General features: G+C 62.9%; 18 protein-coding genes and 1 tRNA gene. 4 read left to right on the top strand and 15 right to left on the bottom strand.

Annotated elements, in window-relative coordinates:
• Positions 1–9 precede the first annotated feature (9 nt).
• Positions 10–948, bottom strand: a complete 939-nt coding sequence (locus AB5405_RS03540; protein WP_349116456.1) for an ABC transporter ATP-binding protein — start codon at positions 946–948, stop codon at positions 10–12.
• 199 nt (positions 949–1,147) lie between these two features.
• On the opposite strand from AB5405_RS03540, the gene AB5405_RS03535 reads away from it, so the two are divergent.
• Together AB5405_RS03535 and AB5405_RS03530 are read left to right on the top strand one after the other, a co-directional pair.
• Positions 1,148–2,293: a sensor histidine kinase gene (locus AB5405_RS03535; RefSeq protein WP_368137618.1), complete on the top strand. Its 1,146-nt coding sequence runs from the start codon at positions 1,148–1,150 to the stop codon at positions 2,291–2,293.
• Positions 2,290–2,919 (top strand): response regulator, encoded by a 630-nt coding sequence (locus AB5405_RS03530; RefSeq protein ID WP_368137617.1) that lies wholly within the window; start codon positions 2,290–2,292, stop codon positions 2,917–2,919. Before AB5405_RS03535 ends, AB5405_RS03530 begins: the two co-directional genes overlap by 4 nt.
• 799 nt (positions 2,920–3,718) lie before the next feature.
• On the opposite strand, the gene AB5405_RS03525 is transcribed toward AB5405_RS03530, so the two are convergent.
• From AB5405_RS03525 to AB5405_RS03490, 8 genes are all read right to left on the bottom strand, one after another.
• Positions 3,719–4,060 carry a 4Fe-4S dicluster domain-containing protein gene (locus AB5405_RS03525; RefSeq protein WP_349116460.1) on the bottom strand — a complete coding sequence of 114 codons (342 nt, stop codon included), beginning with the start codon at positions 4,058–4,060 and terminating at the stop codon, positions 3,719–3,721.
• Between the two features lie 7 nt (positions 4,061–4,067).
• Positions 4,068–5,156, bottom strand: a complete 1,089-nt coding sequence (locus tag AB5405_RS03520) for a hydrogenase large subunit (protein ID WP_368137616.1) — start codon at positions 5,154–5,156, stop codon at positions 4,068–4,070.
• A gap of 5 nt (positions 5,157–5,161) precedes the next feature.
• Entirely contained in the window at positions 5,162–5,848 is a 687-nt protein-coding gene (locus tag AB5405_RS03515) for an NADH-quinone oxidoreductase subunit C (RefSeq protein WP_368137615.1), read from the bottom strand.
• The gene (locus tag AB5405_RS03510; RefSeq protein WP_368137614.1) at positions 5,848–6,426 is read right to left on the bottom strand and encodes an NADH-quinone oxidoreductase subunit B family protein; all 579 of its coding nucleotides are present in this window, start codon (positions 6,424–6,426) and stop codon (positions 5,848–5,850) included. Before AB5405_RS03510 ends, AB5405_RS03515 begins: the two co-directional genes overlap by 1 nt.
• 12 nt (positions 6,427–6,438) lie before the next feature.
• Positions 6,439–9,321, bottom strand: coding sequence for a proton-conducting transporter transmembrane domain-containing protein (locus AB5405_RS03505; protein WP_368137613.1), 2,883 nt, complete (start codon positions 9,319–9,321; stop codon positions 6,439–6,441).
• A gap of 180 nt (positions 9,322–9,501) precedes the next feature.
• Complete coding sequence (locus AB5405_RS03500; RefSeq protein ID WP_368137612.1) at positions 9,502–9,897, bottom strand: helix-turn-helix domain-containing protein; 396 nt, start codon at positions 9,895–9,897, stop codon at positions 9,502–9,504.
• Between the two features lie 449 nt (positions 9,898–10,346).
• Positions 10,347–12,377, bottom strand: a complete 2,031-nt coding sequence (gene bilR / locus AB5405_RS03495; protein ID WP_368137611.1) for a bilirubin reductase, long form — start codon at positions 12,375–12,377, stop codon at positions 10,347–10,349.
• Between the two features lie 540 nt (positions 12,378–12,917).
• Positions 12,918–12,994 (bottom strand) — tRNA-Met (locus AB5405_RS03490).
• A gap of 196 nt (positions 12,995–13,190) precedes the next feature.
• Between AB5405_RS03490 and AB5405_RS03485 the strand changes: the two genes are divergently transcribed.
• Positions 13,191–13,964 (top strand): type III pantothenate kinase, encoded by a 774-nt coding sequence (locus tag AB5405_RS03485; RefSeq protein WP_171025266.1) that lies wholly within the window; start codon positions 13,191–13,193, stop codon positions 13,962–13,964.
• Between the two features lie 145 nt (positions 13,965–14,109).
• Here AB5405_RS03485 and AB5405_RS03480 read toward each other — a convergent pair whose 3' ends face one another.
• The 3 genes from AB5405_RS03480 to AB5405_RS03470 form a co-directional block, all read right to left on the bottom strand.
• On the bottom strand, positions 14,110–14,811 hold the full coding sequence (locus tag AB5405_RS03480) for a hypothetical protein (RefSeq protein ID WP_349100035.1): 702 nt from the start codon (positions 14,809–14,811) through the stop codon (positions 14,110–14,112).
• Positions 14,812–16,542, bottom strand: coding sequence for a dihydropteroate synthase (gene folP, locus AB5405_RS03475; RefSeq protein ID WP_368137610.1), 1,731 nt, complete (start codon positions 16,540–16,542; stop codon positions 14,812–14,814).
• Between the two features lie 95 nt (positions 16,543–16,637).
• Positions 16,638–17,390 carry an NAD-dependent protein deacylase gene (locus AB5405_RS03470; protein WP_368137609.1) on the bottom strand — a complete coding sequence of 251 codons (753 nt, stop codon included), beginning with the start codon at positions 17,388–17,390 and terminating at the stop codon, positions 16,638–16,640.
• A 135-nt stretch (positions 17,391–17,525) separates the two neighbouring features.
• Here AB5405_RS03470 and AB5405_RS03465 point away from each other — a divergent pair, with 135 nt between their 5' ends.
• Positions 17,526–18,344: an exodeoxyribonuclease III gene (locus tag AB5405_RS03465; protein ID WP_138113647.1), complete on the top strand. Its 819-nt coding sequence runs from the start codon at positions 17,526–17,528 to the stop codon at positions 18,342–18,344.
• Between the two features lie 149 nt (positions 18,345–18,493).
• Here the strand turns inward: AB5405_RS03465 and AB5405_RS03460 are convergent, their stop codons facing one another.
• Genes AB5405_RS03460 through AB5405_RS03450 form a run of 3 tightly spaced genes read right to left on the bottom strand, consistent with a single transcriptional unit; the run spans position 18,494 to position 21,742 of the window.
• Complete coding sequence (locus tag AB5405_RS03460) at positions 18,494–19,207, bottom strand: DUF6580 family putative transport protein (protein ID WP_161144975.1); 714 nt, start codon at positions 19,205–19,207, stop codon at positions 18,494–18,496.
• 4 nt (positions 19,208–19,211) lie between these two features.
• The gene (locus AB5405_RS03455) at positions 19,212–20,855 is read right to left on the bottom strand and encodes an ABC transporter ATP-binding protein (RefSeq protein ID WP_368137608.1); all 1,644 of its coding nucleotides are present in this window, start codon (positions 20,853–20,855) and stop codon (positions 19,212–19,214) included.
• Positions 20,855–21,742 carry an energy-coupling factor transporter transmembrane component T gene (locus AB5405_RS03450; protein WP_368137607.1) on the bottom strand — a complete coding sequence of 296 codons (888 nt, stop codon included), beginning with the start codon at positions 21,740–21,742 and terminating at the stop codon, positions 20,855–20,857. Before AB5405_RS03450 ends, AB5405_RS03455 begins: the two co-directional genes overlap by 1 nt.
• Positions 21,743–21,850 lie beyond the last annotated feature (108 nt).

Here is a 21,850-nt window from a genome sequence, read left to right as displayed (position 1 = left end):
GACTGCCCCCTAGTCGCGCAGCTCGCGGCCGGTGATCTCGAGGAACACGTCGTTGAGGGTCGGCGGCTCGCTCCACACGCGGCCGAGCGCCACATCGGCGGCGCGCAGCGTGTCGAGGATGTCGACCAAATTGTGCGGGCTCGCTTCGCAGGTGCAGACGAGCTCGCCGCCGGACAGCTCGACGCTGAGCACGTGCTCGAGGGCGCGCAGCCGCTCGACCGTGGCTGGCTCGACGGCGCCCACCTCGACGGTCACGCGCTCGCCCATCTGAATCATGCGTTTGAGCTCGTCGTTGGTGCCCTGCGCCAGCACGCGGCCGCCGTCCATGATCATGATGCGGCTGCAGATCTGCTCGACTTCCTCCATGTAATGGCTGGTATACACCACCGTGGCGCCCTCGTCGCGCAGGCGGCAGATGCCCTCCAGGATGGCGTTGCGGCTCTGCGGGTCGACCGCCACCGTGGGCTCGTCAAAAAAGATGAGCTCGGGCTTGTGCGCGATGCCGCAGGCGATGTTGAGGCGTCGCGCCAGGCCGCCCGAGAGCTTGCCGGGGCGGAACTTGGCAAAGTCGCCCAGGCCGACAAAGTCGATGGCCTCGTCGACCAGCGCGCGGCGGCGCTTGCGGTCGTTGACGTAGAGGCTGCAGAAATAGTCGATGTTCTCGCGCACCGTAAGCTCGTCGAACACCGCCACCTGCTGCGGCACCACGCCGATGCGGCGCTTGAGGTCGTAGCGGGCGGGCGTCATGGGCTCGCCGAACAGTTCGATGGTGCCCTTGTCGTAGGCGAGCAGCTGCAGGATGCAGTTGATGGACGTGGTCTTGCCCGAGCCGTTGGGGCCCAGCAGGCCAAAGATCTCGCCGGGGGCGATGCTCAGGTTAAAGTGGTCGAGCGCAATAAGATCGTCGTAGCGCTTGACGAGGTTTTCGACGTGGACGATGTCTGTCATGAGGCGGCCCTTCTGTTGATTGCGGCCCGGTACGATTGCATCATCGCAGGAGCCGCCGACGCGCACCAGTGAGCTTTGTCACGAGTGCGGGGTCTTTGTCGTGCGGCCTGCCGACGCCCCCCGCTTTGCTGCGCGGGAGGAATGTCACGGTTGCGCAGGCGGCCCCTCCACCATGCGCGGCTTCGCGTACAATACCCGTATGAACAGGCTTTTCGACAAATCGATCGTGCTGGCGTGCTGCATTGCGGCCGCCATGGGCCTTGCTGTGGACGCTCACCTGGTCGCAGCGTTTTGCCTTGGCGTTATTGCCACTTCTCTGGCCGAGGTCGCACAGGGGGAACGCACGCGCCGCGCAAGCGAGACCGCAAGTTACGCTTACATCATCGCGGCTGTCTTCGTGCCGCCGTTTGTGCCGTTTGCGCCTCTCATCCTCTATGACATCGCGCGACGCGTGCGCCGTGAACGCATCTGGCCCGCGCTGGCGATTGGCGCCGTGTTTGTCTGCGCGCTTGTCGCGGACCTTCGCGGCGGCGCGCTCACCACCCGAACGCTCCTGCTGACCGCCATCCTCTCGGTTGCCGCCACCTTGCTATCGCTACGTACCGCCCAGCTGGAGCGCGAGCAGCAGCGCATGCGCCGTACCCGCGACGAGCTGCAAGAACGAGCCCTCGCGCTCGAAGCGCGCAACCGCGACCTTGCCGACCGCCAGGACTACGAAGTCGAGCTCGCGACGCTCGCCGAACGCGCCCGCATCGCGCGCGAGATCCACGATAACGTCGGGCACCAGCTCACGCGCGCCTCACTGCAGGCTGAAGCCCTACGCGTGGTCCACGCCGACGAGCCTGGCGTCGCCGCCGATTTCGCCGACGTTAAACGCACGGTTGACGAGGCGCTCCAGCTTGTGCGCATCAGCGTCCACGCGCTCAACGACAACGCCGTCGACCTTTCCGTGCAGCTCGAACGCATTGTTGAAGGCGCGCGCTCGGACGGCGGCCCGCAGATTGAGCTTGAAGTTTTGGCCGAGCATGCGCCCGCAAATGTCGCCAACTGCTTTGCAGCGGTCCTGCGCGAGGCGCTCTCCAATACCATGCGCCACGCTTGCGCCCAGACCGTCACCGTACGATGCATGGAGCATCCGTCGTTTTACCAGCTTGTCGTTACCGACGATGGCGCTGGTGGGGTCCAAGCAAGCAGCCGCGACGCCGCAGAGGGCATGGGGCTCGCCTCCATGCGCGAGCGCATCGAGGCGCTTGGTGGCGCCTTTACCGCCGGCCCGCGCGCCGGCACCGGCGGCTGGCGTGTGTTTGCCACCGTTCCCAAACAGCAAGGAGATGAGGGCCGATGAGGCTCATCGTTGTCGACGACGACCGCTTGGTGGTCGATTCGCTCAAGATTATCCTGGGCGCCCAGCCGCAGATCGAGGTAGTGGGCACCGGCGCCAACGGCAACGACGCGGTTTCGCTCTATGCCGAACACGCGCCTGATATCGCACTGCTCGACATCCAGATGCCGGGGCGTGACGGACTTTCGGCGGCACGCGAGATCCTCGAGCGCGACCCTTCGGCGCGCGTGGTGTTTCTGACGACATTCTCGGATGACGAATACATTGTGTCGGCGCTCAAACTGGGCGCGCGCGGCTACTTGATTAAAACCGACGTCGCTGCCATCCCTCCCGCGTTGACGCAGGTCATGGATGGCAAACGCGTGCTCGAGGGCAAGGCGATCGAGGACGTCGATTTTGACGGAACGGACGTTGAGGCGGGCACGCCCCGCCGGCCTGCGGCCTTCGCCAGCCTAACCGACCGCGAATTCGAAGTCGCCGAGCTCATCGCCCGCGGCCTCGATAACAAGGAGATTGCCGCCACCGCCTATATGGGCGAAGGCACCGTACGCAACCACATCAGCTCGATCCTTGCCAAAATGGGCCTACGCAACCGCACGCAGATCGCCATCGCCTACCTGCGAGGGTAATTACCCAACGGCCAACCGCTCCGACAGAGCAAAATATCTGTTATCGATTTAATGCCATTTCAAAACTATGCCGGTTTACGGGGCTAAGCTCAGGGCCCCCATCCATACCCGCGTTTTCCGTAAAATGACGGCTTGTCTACCTGCGGTTTTATTTTCACGGATATCGGCATGGTTGGGAGCGCGTGACTTAGCCCCGTAAACCGGCATAGTTTTGTCCGAGCGGCTCTGCACGAGCGCCTCCGCAAGCCTCGCGGGACCAAAATGATCCGTTTTCCTCCGTCCCCAAGGAATCACCCGGAACCGCTCGCCACGAAACCTGCCCATCTACTACGTTTGACTCGATACCCTTGACCATACCCCCGTTTTCCAGAAAACCGCAGGCGTTCTACCTGCGGTTTTCTTTTCGCATTTTTTGCCGTGGTTGAGGGCCACCGCCCAAACGTAGTAGATAGGCCCATTTCATGGCGAACGGGCCACACGGATGTCCTCGCGAGGCCAAAATGATCCGTTTCCCTCTGTCCACGGGAGATCAAGTGCTGTTACGAATATGGTGTCATTTCAAAACTATGCCGGTTTACTACGATAAAAACGAGATTCCCGACCACGCGTGATTTTTTCGCAAAACTACAAGCCGTCTACCTGCGGTTTTGATTTTGCCAAATGCGGTGTGGTTGGAGGTGGGCGATTTATCGTAGTAATCCGGCATAGTTTTGTTCGCGACGGCACAACCGCGCGTTTAAGCGCGGGGCCGGTGGGGCAAAATTGCCCCACCGGCCCCTATTCCAGTTCTATCCCAGCGTTACTCCGGCTTGGTTTCTACCGTGGGAGTCTTATTCGCCGCAACTGGAGTACGAGCGGTGTCCATAGTCAGGCAGTGCTTGGGGCAGCTCTCGATGCACTCACCGCACACCACGCAGGCATACGGGTCGATCGACCACGTTCCACCCTTGCGATCGACCGCGAGCGCGCCCGCCGGGCAGCGGCGCACGCACATGCCGCAGCAGATGCACACGTCCATGTCGTTGACGATGTGCCCGCGCAGGCGCTTGGGTGCCGCGAGCTTTTCCTGCGGATAGCACACCGTGACCGGCTGCTTGACCATAGAGCCCAAGGCCGTCTTGGCAAATGTCAGCAAACTCATGCCGCGCCTACCTTTCCGTGCAGCTAATGCAGGGGTCGATGGTCAAGATAATCATGGGCACGTTGGCAAGGAGCACGCCCTGCAGCGCATGCGTCAGACCCGCCAGGTTTTGCGACGTCGGCGTGCGCACGCGAAAACGGTCCAGGTTCTTGGTGCCGTTGCCGCGCACATAGTAATACGCCTCGCCGCGCGGCTGTTCAATCACAACCTCGCCACGCGCGCCGTCGGCCGGCGTGAGCTTGGTGCGCCCGCCGATTCCGTCGTGCGGGATCTTGCCCACAAGCTCCTTGATAATGTCCATGGCTTGCGTGACCTCGGCACAACGCACCTGGCAGCGGGCATAGCAGTCGCCGTCTGTGGCAACGATGGGCTCAAACGCAGCCAGGTCCGCATAGGCACCGTCGCCGAACATACGCACGTCGTAGTCCACGCCCGAGGCGCGCCCAAACGGGCCGACCATCGACAGATCCAGCGCGTCCTTCTTGCCGATCACGCCCACGCCATGCAGGCGCTCGCCGCAGCTATTGTCGTCCAAAAACGTATGCACCAGGGCCTCGTAGTCGGGACGCATGGCATCGAGCGTCTGGACAATACCCGCCAGCTCGGAGTCCTCGATGTCGTGCTTAAGGCCGCCGATCTCGTTGATCGACAGAATCACGCGGCCGCCGCAGGTGCTCTCAAAGATCTTGAGAATCTGCTCGCGCAGCGTCCACGACCGATAGAACAGCGCCTCGAAGCCAAAGGCATCGGCGAGCAGGCCCAGCCACAGCAGGTGCGAGTGAATACGCGAGAGCTCGTGCAGAATGGTGCGGATATACTGCACACGGCCGGGCGCTTCGATGCCGAGCATACGCTCGCAGGCGCTGGCATAACCGTAGCTGTGGCCCACGGCGCAGATGCCGCAGATGCGCTCGGCGATGTAGCCAAACTGATGCATATCGCGCTTTTCGGTGAGCTTCTCGAGTCCGCGGTGCACAAAGCCGATCTGCGGAATTGCCTCAAGAACGCGGTCGTCCTCGATCACCAGGTCCAGATGAAGCGGCTCGGGCAGCACCGGGTGCTGCGGGCCAAACGGAATAACGGAGCGATGTGCCATGGACCTTACGCCTCCTTTTTCTGCTTGTCGCGGGCGACCTTTGCGGCAAGCGCTGCACGGACCTTGGCCGCTTTCTCGGGATCCATGGCGGCGAGCTTTGCCTCCATCTCGGCAGCCTTGAGCGCCGCCTTGGCAGCAGCCTCATCGTGCTGAGTATCGGAGCCGGCAGCCGCAGCGGGCTGGGCAGCAGCGCCCGCAACGTCCTCCCCCGCAGCGGCGGCCTTCTCGGCAGCGGCCTTGCGCGTCTTGGCCTCGGCGGCGGCACGGACCTTCATGGCTTTCTCGCGCGCGGCCTTCACCTCGGGTGTGATAACGCTCATGGGCTCGGCAGTCGAGACCTGGTAGAAAAAGCCCTTGAAGTCGAGCTGCATGTCGGTGATGGCAAGGCCAAACAGGTCATGCGCCTCGTTCTCAAACGGGAACACCGCCGGATAGTACGAGCTGATGGACGGAATCTCCTGGTACCGGTCGATGCCCTCGACTACCAGGTTTTCGATCGCATAGCTGCCGTCCTGAACGATCCGCTCCTGAGCAGCACGAACGTTGATAAACGTATAGACCAGGCGATACGAGCCGTCGTCGACGTTGCGCTCGGCGTGCATTTGCACAAAGCGAGCGCCGACACCCTTGAGCGCCTGGACATGCGACAGGAGCTCGTCGATCCCGACGGTGGTATAGATAGCCTTTTGCATTACTCGGCCTCCTTTGCAGCGGCGGGCGTCCCAGCAGGCGCGTCACCGGCACCGTCAGCCCCGGCCCCCGCAGCCACAAACCCGTCCTCGCCCAGCTCAACGCCACCATCCCAGGTAGCGGCGCCGCCCACGGTGAGCGGATCGCCGCCAGCACGCATCACGGCCTCCTTCTGGTCCAGGATGCCGCACGCCTCCACGATGGCGTCGATCACGGTCTCGGGGCGAATGGCGCACCCGGGCGCGTACACGTCCACGGGAATCGCGCGGTCCACGCCGCCAATCACGTTATAGGCATCGCGGAACACGCCGCCCGAACACGCGCAAATGCCGCACGCCACCACGCACTTGGGCTCGAGCATCTGGTTGTAGATCTGGCGCACGACGGGCAGGTTCTGGGCATTGACCGACCCCGTCACCAAAAAGATATCCGCATGCTTGGGGTTGCCGGTGTTGACCACGCCAAAGCGCTCCGCATCGAACAGCGGCGTGAGCGAGGCCAGCACCTCGATATCGCATCCGTTGCAGCTCGAGCCGTCGTAATGAATAACCCACGGCGAGCGCGACATTTTATGATCCATGGATGCCGCCTCCTAAATAAACACGTCGACGAGGATGGGCATAAGGTTGAGCAGGCCAAACACCAGCGCCACGCCCCAGCCGAGCTTAAAGCAGCTGCGCCAGGTGCTGCGTGCGAAGGTGTTGTCGATCAGTACCTCGACAAAGTACGTCGCGACCATCACGACCAGGGCAACCACCCAGCTCACCGGGTTGTCCCAGACAAAGAACATGCCCACCCACATCAAAAACAGCACGGTCTCGCACCAGTGCATAAGGGTCATCTTGGCCAGCGTGCCGCCGCTCATCTCGGTGGCGACGCCCTGGACGATCTCCTGATGCGCGTGATGCGAGTATGAAAGATCGAACGGCGACTTGCGCAGCTTAATGGTAAGTACCGCGAGCAGCGCGAGGAAAATGGGCGCGCTGTACACGATGATGGGCGCCGACTGCCCCGTCACGGCGATGGAATCAAAGCTATCGGTGGCAAGGTACAGGCCCACGCTCATCAGCAGAACGGCGGGCTCGTAACTCATAACCTGCAGCAGCTCGCGGTCGGCGCCGACCTGGGCAAACGGGCTTTGCGTCGAAGCGGATGCCAGCACCACAAAGATCGCGGCGAGCGTCACCATAAAAGCGCACAACAGCGTGTTAGAGCCCGACACAAAGATGCCGCCGCCCACCACGGTAAAGATGAGCGCGCACGCCATATAGGTATCGTCCATGGTGTTTACGCTGGCAGGGGCTTTGCGCAGCAGCTTGGCAACGTCGTAGAAAGGCTGGAGCAGGTGCGGGCCCACGCGGCCCTGCATACGGGCCGAAAGTTTGCGGTCAACGCCGTCGATCAGGCCACCCACAAGCGGCGCCAGCAAGGCAAACGCCACGGTACCAATAAAGATGCCCACGACGCCCGAACCTTCAAAATACTTGCCGCGCAACACCGAGGGCGCGCTCATGGCAAGCCGCTCGGGCCCAATCCACGCGCAACACAGCAGCGCAAACAAGATAATGCTGCAGCACACGACGCTACCCGCGGGGCCAATACGCTTCTCGCCAAGGGCGTCCTCCGAGTACCAATTGCGCTTTTCGGCCTTTACCTCGCGACCCATCGAACCGCGGAAATGGCGATATTTGTCGGTTCCCACGCCCGAAAGATATACGTTTACGTGCGGTTTGTCGCTCACGCGGAATGAAGTCAGCAGTACCACGGCGATAAACGCCACGATAACCACCATCAGATACATGGCGTCCTTGCCAATAACGTACGGCACGCGGCCAAACACCATGGCCAAGTAAGGCGACACCAGACCGCTCGAGATAACCGGGAACGCCACGCAGCACAGAATCAGCAGTGCGGCGATGGTGTTGAGCGCCATCCATTCGGTCTTATGGACATTGACCTCAACGTTTTGAGCCGTGGGATCGACGCCCGAAAGCTTGGCAAGCCACTTGCCCCAGAAGTAAAACGTCGCGGCCGAGCCAAAGGCAAGCACCATGATCATGAGCACGTTGCCGGTCTGGGCAAACGCCACCAGGGCGCCCCACTTGGACACGAGCATGCCAAACGGCGCCACGAACATGCCCATGATGCCCAGCATCATCAGGCGCGTCAGGTGCGGCATGCGGCTGAACATACCGTCCATGTCCTCGATATTGCGGCTGCCGATATGATGCTCGGCCGTGCCCACGCACAGGAACAGCAGCGATTTGGCCACCGTGTGGAACAGGATCAGGAAGATGGCGGCCCACACGGCCTCGGGCGCGCCGACACCCAGGCAGGCACTGATGAGGCCCAAGTTGGAAATGGTGGAGTACGCGAGCACGCGTTTGGCGTTGCTCTGCGAGATAGCCATGAGGGCAGCGAGCAAAAACGTGATGGCACCCACACTCGTGACCATAAAGCCGGTCACGGGATAGATGGCATAGAGCGGGCTCAGCTTGACCATTAGGAACACGCCGGCTTTGACCATGGTTGACGAGTGCAGCAGGGCGCTCGTGGGCGTGGGGGCAACCATGGCGCCGAGCAGCCAAGTGTGGAACGGCATCTGTGCGGCCTTGGTGAGTGCGGCGAGCGACAGCAGGACGACCGGCATCACCAGCAGCGCGGACTGCGCGGTTCCGGCGCCGGAAAGCTCGATCATGCCCGAGATGGTCAGCGGCATGCCGTTAACGTGCAGGTACATGAGTCCGGCCAAAAACGCGATGCCGCCCAGCATGTTGAGGATGATCTGGGTGAAGGCGTTCTTGATGGCCTCGGGCGTGCGCGTGTAGCCAATCATAAGGAACGAGCACACGGTGGTGATTTCCCAGCCGCAGAACAGCCACTCAAGGTTGTCGCTCGTCACGATGACGAACATGGCCGAGAGGAACAGGAACATGAGCGCCAGGAACTGCGGGCGTCGGTCGGGCGCGGTCTGCCCGCGTAGCGCGGCCTCGTGCTCGTCATGGGCCTGGAAGTCCTTCATGTAGCCCAGGGCATACACGCAGATGAGGCTGCCGACGATGCCGACGGCGAGGACCATGATCACGCTCATGTAGTCCAGGTAGAGCGGCGTCGCCGTGACGGCTTCGGCCGCAGACAGCGTCATGGCAGCAAAGGCAAGCGAGCCCACCAGCTGGACTATGCCAAGCACCGTGGTGAGCGCGTTCCTATATTTGAACGCGTTGTACAGGATGACGGCGCACAGAATGACATCGATGACAGAGCTGATGATCGAGAGCACATGCGAGGTGCCGGGGGCAACCTCAAAGCTCTGCGGACCCGTGCCAAAAAAGATGACGGCGACTACAACTGTCACCGCCATAATAATGCCGGAGCCTACAAGCCCCACCGCATCGCGGGCGCGGTCGCCGCGCGCGAACAGCATGCCCAGCGCCGGTACCAGCGGAAACAGGGTAAGGAAATACAGTAGCGTCATACCATCACTCCCCCATGCAAAAACGCTGCAATTGTTTAACGTTATAGCTCAATTGAGGAGTAGCGGCGGCAGGTTTTCGGTCAACTGGGGAGTTTTAGGCGTACGGGGCAAGGGCACGTCCGCTTTGGAGCAGAGGGGCAGCAAGAAAAATGCGCCCCTGTGGGCGCACCATCCCGTTCGCTATTCCGCCTTTTTAACGCGCGGCTTGCGACCGCGCGGCTTATCGACCAGTGCGGACTCACCGCTCTCGCGATACTGGCGGCACCAGGCCTTGACCGAAGACTCGCTGGGAATCCCATGCTTGATCATGGCCTCGCGAACCGTCAGGCCGTTTTCCAGACGGTCCTTAACCACGGCGAGCTTTACGTCGTACGAATAGGTATGATGACGAGCGCCCGCATTGAGCACGGCGTTGGCACCGCCCACGGCATATGCGCGGGCCCACTGACGAGCCGTGGCCTGGGGAATGCCAAGCTTTGCGGCGAGGGCGCGGTGACCGACCCCCTCTTGGAGGATCTCGACGGCGCGCTGCCTAACCTCGGGCGCATGCGCGCGAGTCCTTGTTGCTTCTGACATGCCTGCCACTTCTTAGCCTTAGCCGTTAATCTGCTTTCTTACGTGCAAGTTAGATAGTAGCATTTTACTGTTTGCTCAAAGCAGTTAATTAAAATAGACGCGGCGTTATCTGGGCATTTGGCACCAAATTACGACATTTCTTTATCGATTATTTACGCTGGTAGCTGACTCGCAGCTAATCGTCATTCGCTTGTCAACAAAATTGGCATCTCTTTATGTCCTTTGGTATAGAGGATATAGTTATTAACCCCTCCCCCAATATTTTTGAGTGATCTGCAAGGCAGTAGACGTCCTCACTCCTCATGATTACCTCGCATTGCCATCCACCGGAGCAAAACAAAAAGGGCGGGACCTGCTGCGCTTGCAGGCCCCGCACCGGTTGACACCCGACGGGACACAGCCGGGCGAGGCGGATCCGTGCTACCGCCCCGCCTGGCCGCGATGTTCAACTACAGCTCGTTGGCCGCGTGATATGCCGTGCGGATGGCGCTGGCAATGTCGGCGGTGCGCTCGCCCGAGCAGTCGCCCACGCAGGTCACGGGCACCGTCACGCCGTCCAGGTCAAACGCGTTGGCCTTGGAACCCACGGCCATCACCACGTAATCGCAGGCGATCTTCACCGGCTCCTCGGCGCCGTCCTCGGTGGTGCGAACAGCCTCCACGCCCTCGTCGGTAATGGCGGTCAGGCGGGTCTTCACGTGCTGCTCCACGTTGTGCTCGGCAAAGTCGCTCATGATCAGCGGCAGAATGGTCTCGGACTCGCCCGCGGCAATCTTATCGAGCATCTCCACGATCGCTACCTCGCAGCCGTGCTGCAGCAGGTACTCGGCAGTCTCGGTGCCCACCAGGCCGCCGCCAATGACGGCGACGCGGCCCGTAAGCTCCACCTTGCCGGCCAGCACGTCCCAACTCGAGACGACCTTGTCCGAATCGGCACCCGGAACGGGAATGACCACGTCGTGCGCGCCCACGGCCACAATCGCGGCGTCGGCGGCGTTGAGGTCCTCAGCGGTAGCGGCATGGTTGAGCTCAACCTTCACGCCCAGGCCAGGCAGAATCTTCTCGTAGTACTCGACCGAGCGCATGATCTCGTCCTTGCGCGGAGGCGCAGCCGCCAGCACAATCTGGCCGCCCAAGTGATCGCTCGCCTCGTAGACGGTCACATCGTAGCCGCGCTTGGCCGCCACGCGCGCGGCCTCCAGGCCGGCAATACCGCCGCCCACCACGGCGATCTTCTTGTCGCCCTCGCCCGGCTTAATGGCGATGGTCGCCTCGTCGCCGTTCTCGGCATTGAGCACGCACGAGATGTACTTGCGGTTTTGAATCGCGTCAACGCAGCCCTTGTTGCAGTTGAGGCACTCGCGAATGGGCTCGCCCGTGGCGGCCTTTAGCGCAATGTCGGGGTCGCACATAAGCGAGCGGCCATAGGCGATGATGTCGGCCGCGCCGTCTTCCAGAATCTTCTCGCCGGCCTCGACCGAGACCACGCGACCGACGGTTGCCACCGGCACGGAGACCAGGGCCTTGACGCGCTCGGCCACGGGCAGCGTCCAGTTGTAGGGCATGGCGCCCATGGGCGGAATGGTGTCGCCCATGTTGCCGGTGTGGTTGGCCTGTGCGACTTGGATCATGTCGATGCCCGCGCCCTCGAGCAGCTTGGCAAACTCGCAGGCCTCGTCGGGCTGCAGGCCACCCTTGCCGCGCGGCGTGCCGTCGGGGTTCTCCATAATCACGGGGAGCTTGTACTCCACCATCAGCTGCGGCGCGGCTTCCTTAATGGCAGCGACGACCTCCAGCGCATAGCGGACGCGGTTCTCGAACGAGCCGCCGTACTCGTCGGTGCGCTGGTTGAGGATGGCCGAGCACAGCGAACCTACCAGGCGGTCGCCGTGGACCTCGATGGCGTCGATGCCGGCCTGCTGCGCGCGGGCGGCCGAGGCGGCGATGGCCTCCTTGATCTGGGTGAGCTGCTCTACGCTCGCCTCGTTCACAAAGTGCTGCATGTCGTGGTGCAGCTTGGCGTATGCCTGCTTGCGGATCTCGTTGGACTCGGCCATCTTGGCGGCAAAGGTCTCCTCGTCGCCGGCAGCCTTGGCCTCCTGCGCGGCCTTGGCGGCGGCCATGGAGCCCATGACCATGCGGCCGACACCGGGCACGTCGTACTCGGGGTGGAACAGCTGCAGCGCAACCTTGGCGCCGTGCTTGTGGACGGCGTCGGCCAGGGCCTTAAACGTGGGGATCTGGGCGTCGGTCGCCAGCTTGGGCGTGGGGCTTGCGGTCATGACGGGAGCAACGTCGCCGATGACGATGTAGCTCACGCCGCCACGGGCCAGGCGCTCGTAAAAGGCCAGGCTGCGCTCGCCAATGGAACCGTCGCGCTCCTCGTAGCCGGTGGTCAGCGGCGGGAACATAATGCGGTTTTTGAGCTCAAGGGGGCCAACCGTAATGGGCTGGAGCAGCTTGGATGCAGGTGCGGTCATGGATATTCCTCTCTTGTAGGCGCGGCGGCGATGATGCCGCGTAGTTGTCTAGAGGATATGGCATGGGGGCACAGCGGCACAACGAAAATCGGCGAATATCAGGTGGCGGCAGGTGGATGGGGCGGGGCGGCCCGTCGGTTTGCCCGCCGGTTTATCTCAATCTGTAACAGTTACGCGGCAAAACCGGGTCTTACTGTTACAGATCGAGACATTCCTCTCGGCCCAACCTCAACAATCTAGATCTGTAACATCTAGACCCACTTTTGACCCCTACCTGTTACAGATCGAGACAAACCAATCTAGCCTGCTAGAAAATCTCAATCTATAACAACAACTCGGCAAAATCCGTCCCTCGTGTTACAGATTTAGACAAACGAAGACCGTCCTGCCGAAACATCTCGATCTGTAACACTTAGCCGCCCAAATCGGGTCTAGATGTTACAGATCGAGATTTTGTTTAAGAAGCCGAGAATTGGACCGAAAACACAGTCCCGGGATAACAAAAAAGCTCGCCGGCTAGGCCGACGAGCTGCAAGTTCTTGGTCGCGGGGGCAGGATTTGAACCTACGACCTCCGGGTTATGAGCCCGGCGAGCTACCAGACTGCTCCACCCCGCAATGTCTGGGCGCCTCATGTGCGCAAGAAAGAATATTACGCGGGAGTTCGGTAAGCGGCAAGGAAAATCTCGTAGAGCATAATTCCTTCATATTTAAACCCCTCAGCCCCTATCACCGTAAACGAATCGCAGCCGAGCACCGTCGACGGCACGTATACAATGGTGCGCGTCCTTTTATGCCGACACTGGGAGTAGACATGCTGCTCGCTATCGATATGGGAAATACGCAGACGGCCATGGGCCTGTTTGACGGAGACGAGCTGGTGCAGTCGTGGCGCATGCCCACCGACCGCTCCTATACCGCCGACGAGATCCACGTGCGCCTGATGGGCTTCTTTAAGATGTACGACCTCTCGCTCGGCGCGGTCGACGCGATCGCCTTTGCCGGCGTGGTGCCGCAGCTCTCGCGCGAATGGCACGCCGTGGCCGACCGCATTGCCGCGGACGCCATCGTCATCGGGCCGCAGACGGCCGCGGTGACCAAGCTGCGCGCGGCGCGTCCCCAAGCCGTAGGCGCCGATCGCGTCGCTAACGCCGTTGCGGCCGAAACTTTCTACGGCGCGCCGGCAATCGTGGTGGACTTTGGCACCGCGACCAATATCGACGTCATCGATGAGGACGGTTATTACATTGGCGGAGCGATCGCGCCGGGCATTCGCATCTCCATGGACGCGCTTGCCGCCCGTGCCGCCAAGCTCGCCAGCGTGCCGCTCGAGGCGCCCGAGCACGCCATCGGCCGCGATACCGAGGAGTGCATCAAGGTCGGCGCCGTAACGGGCGCCGCTGCCATGGCCGAGGGCCTGGTCGCGCGCATGAAGCGCGAGCTGGGCCGCGAGGATGCCACCGTTATCGCCACGGGCGGTCTCGCCAGCATCGTCGCCGATTCGACCGATGCCTTCGACGTGGTCGACGGACAGCTCACCATCAAGGGTATCTGCGAAATCTACCGCCGCATGCAGGAGCTGGGATAGAGCAGGGGCTTAAGTCAAGCACGCCCGATGCCACAGTCCCCGCAAACGTTCGCCAAGCCCATTCCCCAGACAGGCGAAACCCTCCCCGGCACAGGCCGAAGAGGGCTTCGTTGTCATCGTTATCTTTGAGCGCGGGCGCCTCGCGTTACAGCCCGCGAATTCGTACGGCCTCGGGCGGAAACTCCTGCTCGCCGGCATCGGTCTTGATGGTCGCGCGGCCCCAGATGTCCAGGCCCGCAAACACACCGACCGCAAGCGGCAAGCCGTTGGGAGACACCGCCGCAACCTGGCGGCCCAGCAGCGGCACCATGTCGAAGTACTCGCCCAGCACGGGAGCCAGCGGCCCTGCGGCGCCTTGCGGCGTGTTGGCAACAACCGCCCAGGCGTCCACGCGGGCCAGCACGGCGGCGGCCAGCGTCTCGACCAGCGCTTCGTCAGCCACGTCCACACCAAGCTCGCTCAGCGCCGAACGCTCAATATCCACCGTCACGGCACCGAACATGCCCGCAGCACCGGCACCGCCGTTCACGGCAACACGCGCGAGCGACGTCTCAAACGCAGGCGCACCGCACACGATATCGCTCGGCCACTGGATACCCACCTTACCAGCAAGGCCCAACCCCGGCGTCGAAGCCGTGCCCACAAGCGCGTCCATCATGCCCATAGCCGCCACAAACGGCAGGCCGTGGAAGGCATGCATGTTCACATCGGGGCGCACGACCAGCGAAAACATCAGCGATGCATCGCCCGCGCTCCACGCGCACCAGCCCGCGGACATGCCCTCGCGGCCCGCGTCGCGCGCCGCGTCGAGCTCGGTGCCAGCGACAACAGCATTCATCTCAATCATCTACATACGCCCCAATTCGCCCACGATATGGCCCACGCGGTCCTCGGGCTCCTTGACCTCGACGCCGTTGTAGCGGAAGAACCGCGCCGGGTCGTGCATCAGGTCCTCGAGCGGCACCAGCACAAAATCGCGTTCGCCGATCAGCGGATGCGGCAGGCGCAGCTTTTTGCCGCCGTGGGTCTCGCCGTCCATCCACAGCAGGTCCAGGTCGATGGTGCGCGGACCGTTGGCCTTGGCCTTTTTGGAGCGGTCGCGCCCCAGCTCGGCCTCGATCTTCATAAGCTCGTCGAGCAGCACCAACGGCGCCAGCTCGGTCTTGATCTCGATGACGGCGTTGGCAAACGCGTCCTGGCGCGTCTCGTAGGCAGGCTCGCTCTCGTAGATCTTGGAGGAGTTGGACACGCAGGTGAGTGGAATCTCGGCGATCATCTCGCGTGCGGCGCGGATGTTGTCGCAGCGATGCCCCAGGTTGGAGCCCACGGCCACAAACGCGCGGCGCGGCTGTGGCTTGGCAACCGCCCAGTAGCCGTTTAGGAACTGCGCAAAACCCGCGGCGTCGTGCACGCGCACGATGTTGGCACCGGCCTGGATGGCGCCCAGGCACACGCCAAACGTAGCGGCATCGCGCTCGGCGGCCTCGGTCACGCCCGAGACGGCGCCCACAAAGCGCTTGCGCGACACGGCGCACATGAGCGGATAGCCCAGTGACGCCATCTTGGCAGTCTCGCGCTGGATGACGATGTCCTCGTTAGCCGACTTACCAAAGCCCGGGCCAGGATCGATGCAGATGCGGTCGCGCGACACGCCGGCATGGATGAGTGTGCGGGCCTGGTCAGACAGAAAGCCCATGACGCGGCGCATAATGGGCGCCGAATCGGGCAGGGTGAAGCGGCGGAGCTGCGAGGTGGGCACGTAGGCTTCCTCGCGGCGGGCGCTGCGGCGCATCATGGCGGCCAGACGGTCATTGGACTCCGATGCGGCCTCGGTGACTGCGGGCGCGGGCGCGACGGTCTCGGCGGCAGCAGTCTGCTCGGCGGCGGGCGTCTCCTGCTCGCTTGCAGACTCGGACGTGGGCTCCGGTTCGCCAAACGGCAACGAGGGCTGCACCACGCCGCCCGGAAGCTTGGCCTCCGACTTAGGCTCACCCAGCAACTTGCCGCGACGGCGGCGAGCCGGCTTCTCGGCCTCACGCGCGGCCTCGGCAGCCGCCTCGCGCGCCTTCTCGGCAACAAACGCCGCTGCCGAGGTATCGAGCTGCACCGTTGCGTGCGTGCGGGTGGGCGCGGCGACCTCGCCGGCATGCATCACGATGACGCCGCAGGTGCTCGTCTTAACAAACTCGACCATCTTGGGGTCGGTGAAGCCGGTCACGTCGTTGACGATCGAGGCGCCGCAGCGCACGGCCGCCTTGGCAACCGCCACATGACGCGTGTCGATCGAGACGATGGCGCCCTCCTTGGCCAGCGCGCGCACCACGGGCAGCACGCGGCGAGCCTCCTCGTCGGGGTTGACCGGGGTAAAACCAGGGCGCGTGGACTCGCCGCCCACGTCGATGATGTCGGCGCCGGCGTCGAGCATCGCTAGGCCGTACTCGATGGCGGCATCCGGGTCGAAGTGCTCCCCGCCATCGCTAAACGAATCGGGCGTCACGTTGAGGACGCCCATGATGCGCGGACGGTCAAAGCTGAGCTCGTACTTTCCGCACCGCCATGTCTTGCTGTCGTTCGCCATGAACATCCTCCTAAAATGCCCACGCCGCCGAGCTTGGGGAGCTGGCGGCGGGGTCGCTTTGCACTCAGTCTTTCTATTGTATCCGCGCGCGCGGGCTAGAACGCAAACGCGGCCGCGATGTCGCAAGAAATCAGCAGGTCGGCATTTGCATCCTGATCGGTGGGAGCAAGGTTGCATATGGCCAGCGTATCGCCGGTAAAGTAACGCGTAAGGCCTGCCGCCGGATACACCACGAGCGAGGTCCCGCCCACAATGAGGGCATCGGCCGCGGCGATGGCGGCAACGGCACCGGTCAGCACGTGCTCGTCGAGCGGCTCCTCGTAGAGCACTACATCGGGCTTGATGCGGCCGCCGCACGCGGGGCACGCAGGCACGCCCGCGGCGTCCTCGTGCTCGCGCGAGCAAATCCACTCGGCGCTATAGACCGCGCCACACGACTGGCAAATGTTGCGATGGACCGATCCGTGCAGCTCAAACACGCGCCGTGAGCCGGCCGCCTGGTGCAGACCGTCGATATTTTGCGTCACCACGGCGTCGAGCTTGCCGGCGCGCTCCAGCTCGGCCAGCTTGGTGTGGCAGCGGTTAGGCTTAGCGTTAAGCGCGATCATCTTGGTGCGGTAAAAGTCGAAGAACTCCGCAGGATGTGCCTCGTAAAAGCTATGCGACAGCATGGTCTCGGGCGGATAGGCAAACTGCTGGTGATACAGGCCGTCCACGCTGCGGAAATCGGGGATGCCACTTGCCGTGGAAACACCAGCGCCGCCAAAGAAGACCACGCGCTTGTGGGTGTCAAACAGATCCGCCAGCGCGGCGGAGGCCTGCCTGGGGTCCGATATTGCCTGCGTCATATGAGTCCTCCGTCCTTGTTAGTCGGGCAGCGTTGAGCGACGTCCCAGCATGCGGCCTTTAAGTCAGCATGCACGGAGCCCACCCCGCCCCTGTTGCGCTAATCTTAAGCCTGCCAACCCCGTCGAAAGGACACCATGCCTCAGACTTACACTTTCGCCTCGTGGAACGTCAACGGCCTGCGCGCCGTGCTCAAAAAGGACCCGAGCTTTATCCAGATCGCGCAAGAACTCGACGTCGATATCCTGGCGCTGCAGGAGACCAAGCTGCAGGAGGGCCAGGTCGATATCGACCTGCCCGGCTATCACCAAACCTGGAGCTACGCCGAGCGCAAAGGCTATTCGGGCACCGCGGTCTTTAGCCGCCAGGAGCCGCTACGCGTGCTGCGCGCCGACGCGCTGCTGCCCTACGCCGGCGAGGGCGAGGCCGCCGAGCTCGTTGCCCAAGCCGCAACCGAGGGCCGCGTCTGTGCGCTCGAGTTCGACAAGTTTTGGTTTGTCGACGTCTATACGCCCAACGCGCAAAATGAGCTCGCGCGCATCGACGTGCGTATGGCCTGGGACGATGCCTATCGCGGCTTTTTGGGCGCGCTTGAGCACGAAACCGGCAAGCCCGTCGTAACCTGCGGCGACTTTAACGTGGCGCACGAAGAGATCGACCTTAAGAACCCCAAGTCCAACCGTGGCAACGCCGGCTTTTCGGACGAAGAGCGCGGTAAGTTTACCGAGCTGCTCAACGCCGGCTTTACCGATACCTGGCGCACGGCTAATCCGGACGTTGAGGGCGTCTACAGCTGGTGGAGCTATCGCTTTAATGCCCGCAAGAACAACGCCGGCTGGCGCATCGACTACTTCCTGGTAAGCGACGCAATCGCCGCCAACGTTCGCGACACCGGCATCCGCGGCGACATCTTCGGCAGCGACCACTGCCCCGTCACCCTCACGCTAGAACTCTAGCCCCAAGTAATTCCTGGGGGGACAGAGGAAAACAGATTGTGTGGCCCCTCTCCCCCTATAAGTTGCGGTGGAATAGTTCCTGTTTGGGCAGCAAATAGCCAAAAACGAGAACTATTCCACCGCAAGTTCGTGAGGGAACGCGAAATGCCCTACAGTCCGTATTTCACGACGACACGGTTAATGCGACGGCACCAAGGCTTGTAGAGGGCGGCCAAGAACACGCAGGTCGCGAGGCCGTGTGTGATATCGAACGGCACTGCCGTGGCAAGACGCGCCACGACGCCCGCCCACGTGAGCGGTTGTACAAAACCGATAATGTCGTACGCGTTGATCACCACGCCGTACAGCAGACCCGAAGCAAAGCCGTACGCCATCAGCGCCGGCATGCGCACGGTTCCATCCGCACGGTCGAACGCACCGGCATGCGCCAGCGCACCGCCAACATAGCCAACCAGGCCCCAGGCATACATCTGCCATGGCGTCCACATGCCCTGCCCAAAAAAGAAATTGCTGGTCAGTGCTGCCAACGCGCCGACCATGAAGCCGTTGCGACGCCCGAGCGTCGCCCCGGCGATGATGGCGATGGCGCTCACGGGTTTAAAGTCGGGAATGGGGCCGAACAAGATGCGGCCCGCCGCCGCCAGCGCCGCCAGCACCAGCGTGGGCATAATCTGGCGCAGGCCCGGTCGCGACGCCTCGTAGCCTGCAAAGAACAGCGCAAGCACCAGCGCCACCACGACAAGCATGGCGAGCGCCGCCTGCTCAACGCCCGCCAGCAACGCCGTTGCCATCACCGCCGGCACCGCCAACAACAGCGGAATCTCCAGTTTTGTGAGTAAACGCGAGAAACGACAGTCCGTCATCCCATCACGCCCTATAGAACACGTTGTCGGCAAAGAAGTCGGCCGGGGGCTCCACGCAGGCAATCTCGCCGTCAAACATCATGGCGACGTCGTCGGCTACCTGCTCGGCAAAGTCCAAATCGTGCGTAGCCATGATGACGGTGCCGCCAGCCTTCGCATGGTCACGCAGGGCACGGGCGATGATGCGGCGGCTGGCCAGGTCCAAACCCTTGGTGGGCTCATCGAGCAATAACAGCTCGGGGCCAATCAACAGCAGCTTTGCCAACGCAAGCAGCTGGCACTGACCGCCCGAAAGATCGTACGGGTGACGCGCCTCCAAGCCCGCCAGACCCAGGCGCGCTGTCTGCTCCCGTGCTGCGGCCTCGTCGTATCCGCAGGTCGAGGCCCATTCCATCAGCTCATCGCGAACCGTCTCGGCAACCAGCAATGCTTTGGGATTCTGAGGCAGCAACGCCGCCGAGGCCGCTCCGCGCACCATGCGGCCGCGCTGCAGCTTGGCGGTCTTCGCCAGCACCGAGAGCATCGTCGACTTACCGCATCCGTTGCCGCCCACGATCGCATGCACCGCACCGGCCGAAAACGACGCATCGAGCCCACGCAACACCCAGCCGGACGCTCGATCGTAGCGAAACCAACCTTCCGACAGGGTGGTAGCCGACCCAGCGTGCATTTTTTGGAGTATTCTGCTCCCATCCGTGCGCGGGAAGGCTTCCGAGCCGTTCTCGAGCGACGTTTGCGCCATAAATTCGGACGATTTGTCCAATTCCGAACTTTTTTTCGCGCTCGATACGTCCCCGGGCGGCTCCAGAGAGCCTAAATTGTCCTCACGCCTGCTGAATACTCCGTTTTTTGCACATCGGATGGCACCCCACCCCAACGTGTCATCGGAAAACAGCGATTCTCGGCGTCCCAAAGATGCCATATCCGCCGCCTCGTGCACGCGGCCATCCTCAATCCGGTACGCACACGTCGCGTATTCGAGCATTGGGCGCGGCTGATGCGTCGCCACAACAACCGTGCAGCCCAGCTCGCGATTTACACGAAACAGCGCGTGCAGGAAATTCTTCTCGGCAACGGGATCGAGCTGAGACGTGGGCTCGTCGAGCAGCAGCACGTGCGGGCGCAGCGCCAGAACGGCCGCCAACGACAGCAGCTGCTTGCGGCCACCCGAAAGCGTATCGGTATCACGATGAAGCCAGTCCTCCAGCCCAAAGAAATAGCTGGTCTCAGCTACGCGACGGCGCATCTCATCACGCGCTAGCCCCAAGTTTTCCAGGCCAAACGCCATCTCGTGCCACACGGTTTCGCACACGATCTGGTTCTCGGGATCCTGGAACACATAGCCCACGCGCTCCGCAGACGCGCGCACGTCCATGTCGGCAACGTTCTCGCCCAGCACGCGCGCATCGCCAGTGCGCTCGCCCGCCGGAGCGATCTCGGGTTTGAGCAGCGACAGCAGCGTCGACTTACCCGATCCGGTACCGCCAACAAGCAGCACAAATGCACCCCGGGGAACAGACCAGTCGAGCCCCTCGAGTACCGACGCCTCAGCCCCGGGGTAGGTAAAGCTCAGGCCCCGTACCTCAATCGCAGGCACATCGGAGCCGCACGCCCCGCCCGTTACCGAGCAGCTATCCAACCGAGCCATCAGCCAAACCTCTTCTCATCAATCGCGTGCAACGCGCAAGGCAACACCATCCAGGCGGCGTACACGACATAGCCTGGCCACGGCGCCGGCACCGAGAGCTGCGGATAAAACGAATACTGCGTCGTCGCGGTCCACGCCACCGCCACCGCGGCAGCGCCAAACAGTACGAGCCCGGCCAGCGCGGCAACGTCACTGCGCCCCAGCCGATACCGCGCATACGTCGTACGACGCGTCGCGGCACCCCACCCGCGCGAGCGCATCGCGTCCGCGCGCTCCAGCGAATCTTCCATGCCCCAGCCCATCAACACACTCGATGCCCGCAAGCGCGAGCGCACGGGGTCGGCCGGCGCACGCCCCGGTACATCAATCGCGTCCTGCACCGCCAGCACCGTGCGGCCGCGGCGCAAAAACTGCGGGATAAGCCTCATGCACATCGAGATCATGAGCGCAATCACCGGCGCGGCGTTGCCTAACAGTGCGAGCACCTTGTCGTATTCGAGCATCGACGCCGCGGCCTCAAACCACAGCACGCTCGCCACAAACAGCCCGCCCATGCACAGGCCATATACCATGCTCTCCAGATACACCGCGCGCATGCCAATACGGAACAGCTCCGTCGAACCCGAAGCGCTAAACAGTGGATTGACCAGCGCGATAATCAAAATCACCGGCAGCTGCCAGCGAAGTGCGCCCAGCGTGCGGGCAGCCCCACGCGTCGCAAATCCATACGCCAGCCCGCCCGCAAGCGACAGCGCAATCAGCACCGGCTGCATCGAGAACATGGTGAGCCCCAGCGTCAGCACTATATAGAGCGCCGGCACAGCTGGATGCGACATCGAGAATGCCGCGACGGGCTCGCCGCCAAACTCCTCTCGTATGTTGTCCACGGGCACCCCCGTCCCCTCGCTCAAACGACAGCTCCGCAGCACCGCCAACGCCGCACGCAAGCAGTGCAAACGCCATGCCGGCGGCGCAAGCCTCAACCGCCGCAAACC

The sequence above is a fragment of the Collinsella aerofaciens genome (assembly GCF_040920445.1).
Taxonomy (GTDB): Bacteria; Actinomycetota; Coriobacteriia; order Coriobacteriales; family Coriobacteriaceae; genus Collinsella; species Collinsella aerofaciens_BH.
Note: the sequence above shows the minus strand (reverse complement) of the source record. Positions and strands in the feature narration are given on the sequence as shown.

Bases quoted from the DNA above. Each gene is read 5' to 3' on its own strand.
- AB5405_RS03515 (WP_368137615.1), bottom strand. From the start codon at position 5,848: ATGCAAAAGGCTATCTATACCACCGTCGGGATCGACGAGCTCCTGTCG.
- AB5405_RS03485 (WP_171025266.1), top strand. From the start codon at position 13,191: ATGCTGCTCGCTATCGATATGGGAAATACGCAGACGGCCATGGGCCTG.
- bilR (WP_368137611.1), bottom strand. From the start codon at position 12,377: ATGACCGCACCTGCATCCAAGCTGCTCCAGCCCATTACGGTTGGCCCC.
- AB5405_RS03525 (WP_349116460.1), bottom strand. From the start codon at position 4,060: ATGAGTTTGCTGACATTTGCCAAGACGGCCTTGGGCTCTATGGTCAAG.
- AB5405_RS03505 (WP_368137613.1), bottom strand. From the start codon at position 9,321: ATGACGCTACTGTATTTCCTTACCCTGTTTCCGCTGGTACCGGCGCTG.
- folP (WP_368137610.1), bottom strand. From the start codon at position 16,542: ATGGCGAACGACAGCAAGACATGGCGGTGCGGAAAGTACGAGCTCAGC.
- AB5405_RS03535 (WP_368137618.1), top strand. From the start codon at position 1,148: ATGAACAGGCTTTTCGACAAATCGATCGTGCTGGCGTGCTGCATTGCG.
- AB5405_RS03510 (WP_368137614.1), bottom strand. From the start codon at position 6,426: ATGGATCATAAAATGTCGCGCTCGCCGTGGGTTATTCATTACGACGGC.
- AB5405_RS03455 (WP_368137608.1), bottom strand. From the start codon at position 20,855: ATGGCTCGGTTGGATAGCTGCTCGGTAACGGGCGGGGCGTGCGGCTCC.
- AB5405_RS03470 (WP_368137609.1), bottom strand. From the start codon at position 17,390: ATGACGCAGGCAATATCGGACCCCAGGCAGGCCTCCGCCGCGCTGGCG.
- AB5405_RS03460 (WP_161144975.1), bottom strand. From the start codon at position 19,207: ATGACGGACTGTCGTTTCTCGCGTTTACTCACAAAACTGGAGATTCCG.
- AB5405_RS03500 (WP_368137612.1), bottom strand. From the start codon at position 9,897: ATGTCAGAAGCAACAAGGACTCGCGCGCATGCGCCCGAGGTTAGGCAG.
- AB5405_RS03480 (WP_349100035.1), bottom strand. From the start codon at position 14,811: ATGATTGAGATGAATGCTGTTGTCGCTGGCACCGAGCTCGACGCGGCG.
- AB5405_RS03465 (WP_138113647.1), top strand. From the start codon at position 17,526: ATGCCTCAGACTTACACTTTCGCCTCGTGGAACGTCAACGGCCTGCGC.
- AB5405_RS03520 (WP_368137616.1), bottom strand. From the start codon at position 5,156: ATGGCACATCGCTCCGTTATTCCGTTTGGCCCGCAGCACCCGGTGCTG.
- AB5405_RS03540 (WP_349116456.1), bottom strand. From the start codon at position 948: ATGACAGACATCGTCCACGTCGAAAACCTCGTCAAGCGCTACGACGAT.
- AB5405_RS03530 (WP_368137617.1), top strand. From the start codon at position 2,290: ATGAGGCTCATCGTTGTCGACGACGACCGCTTGGTGGTCGATTCGCTC.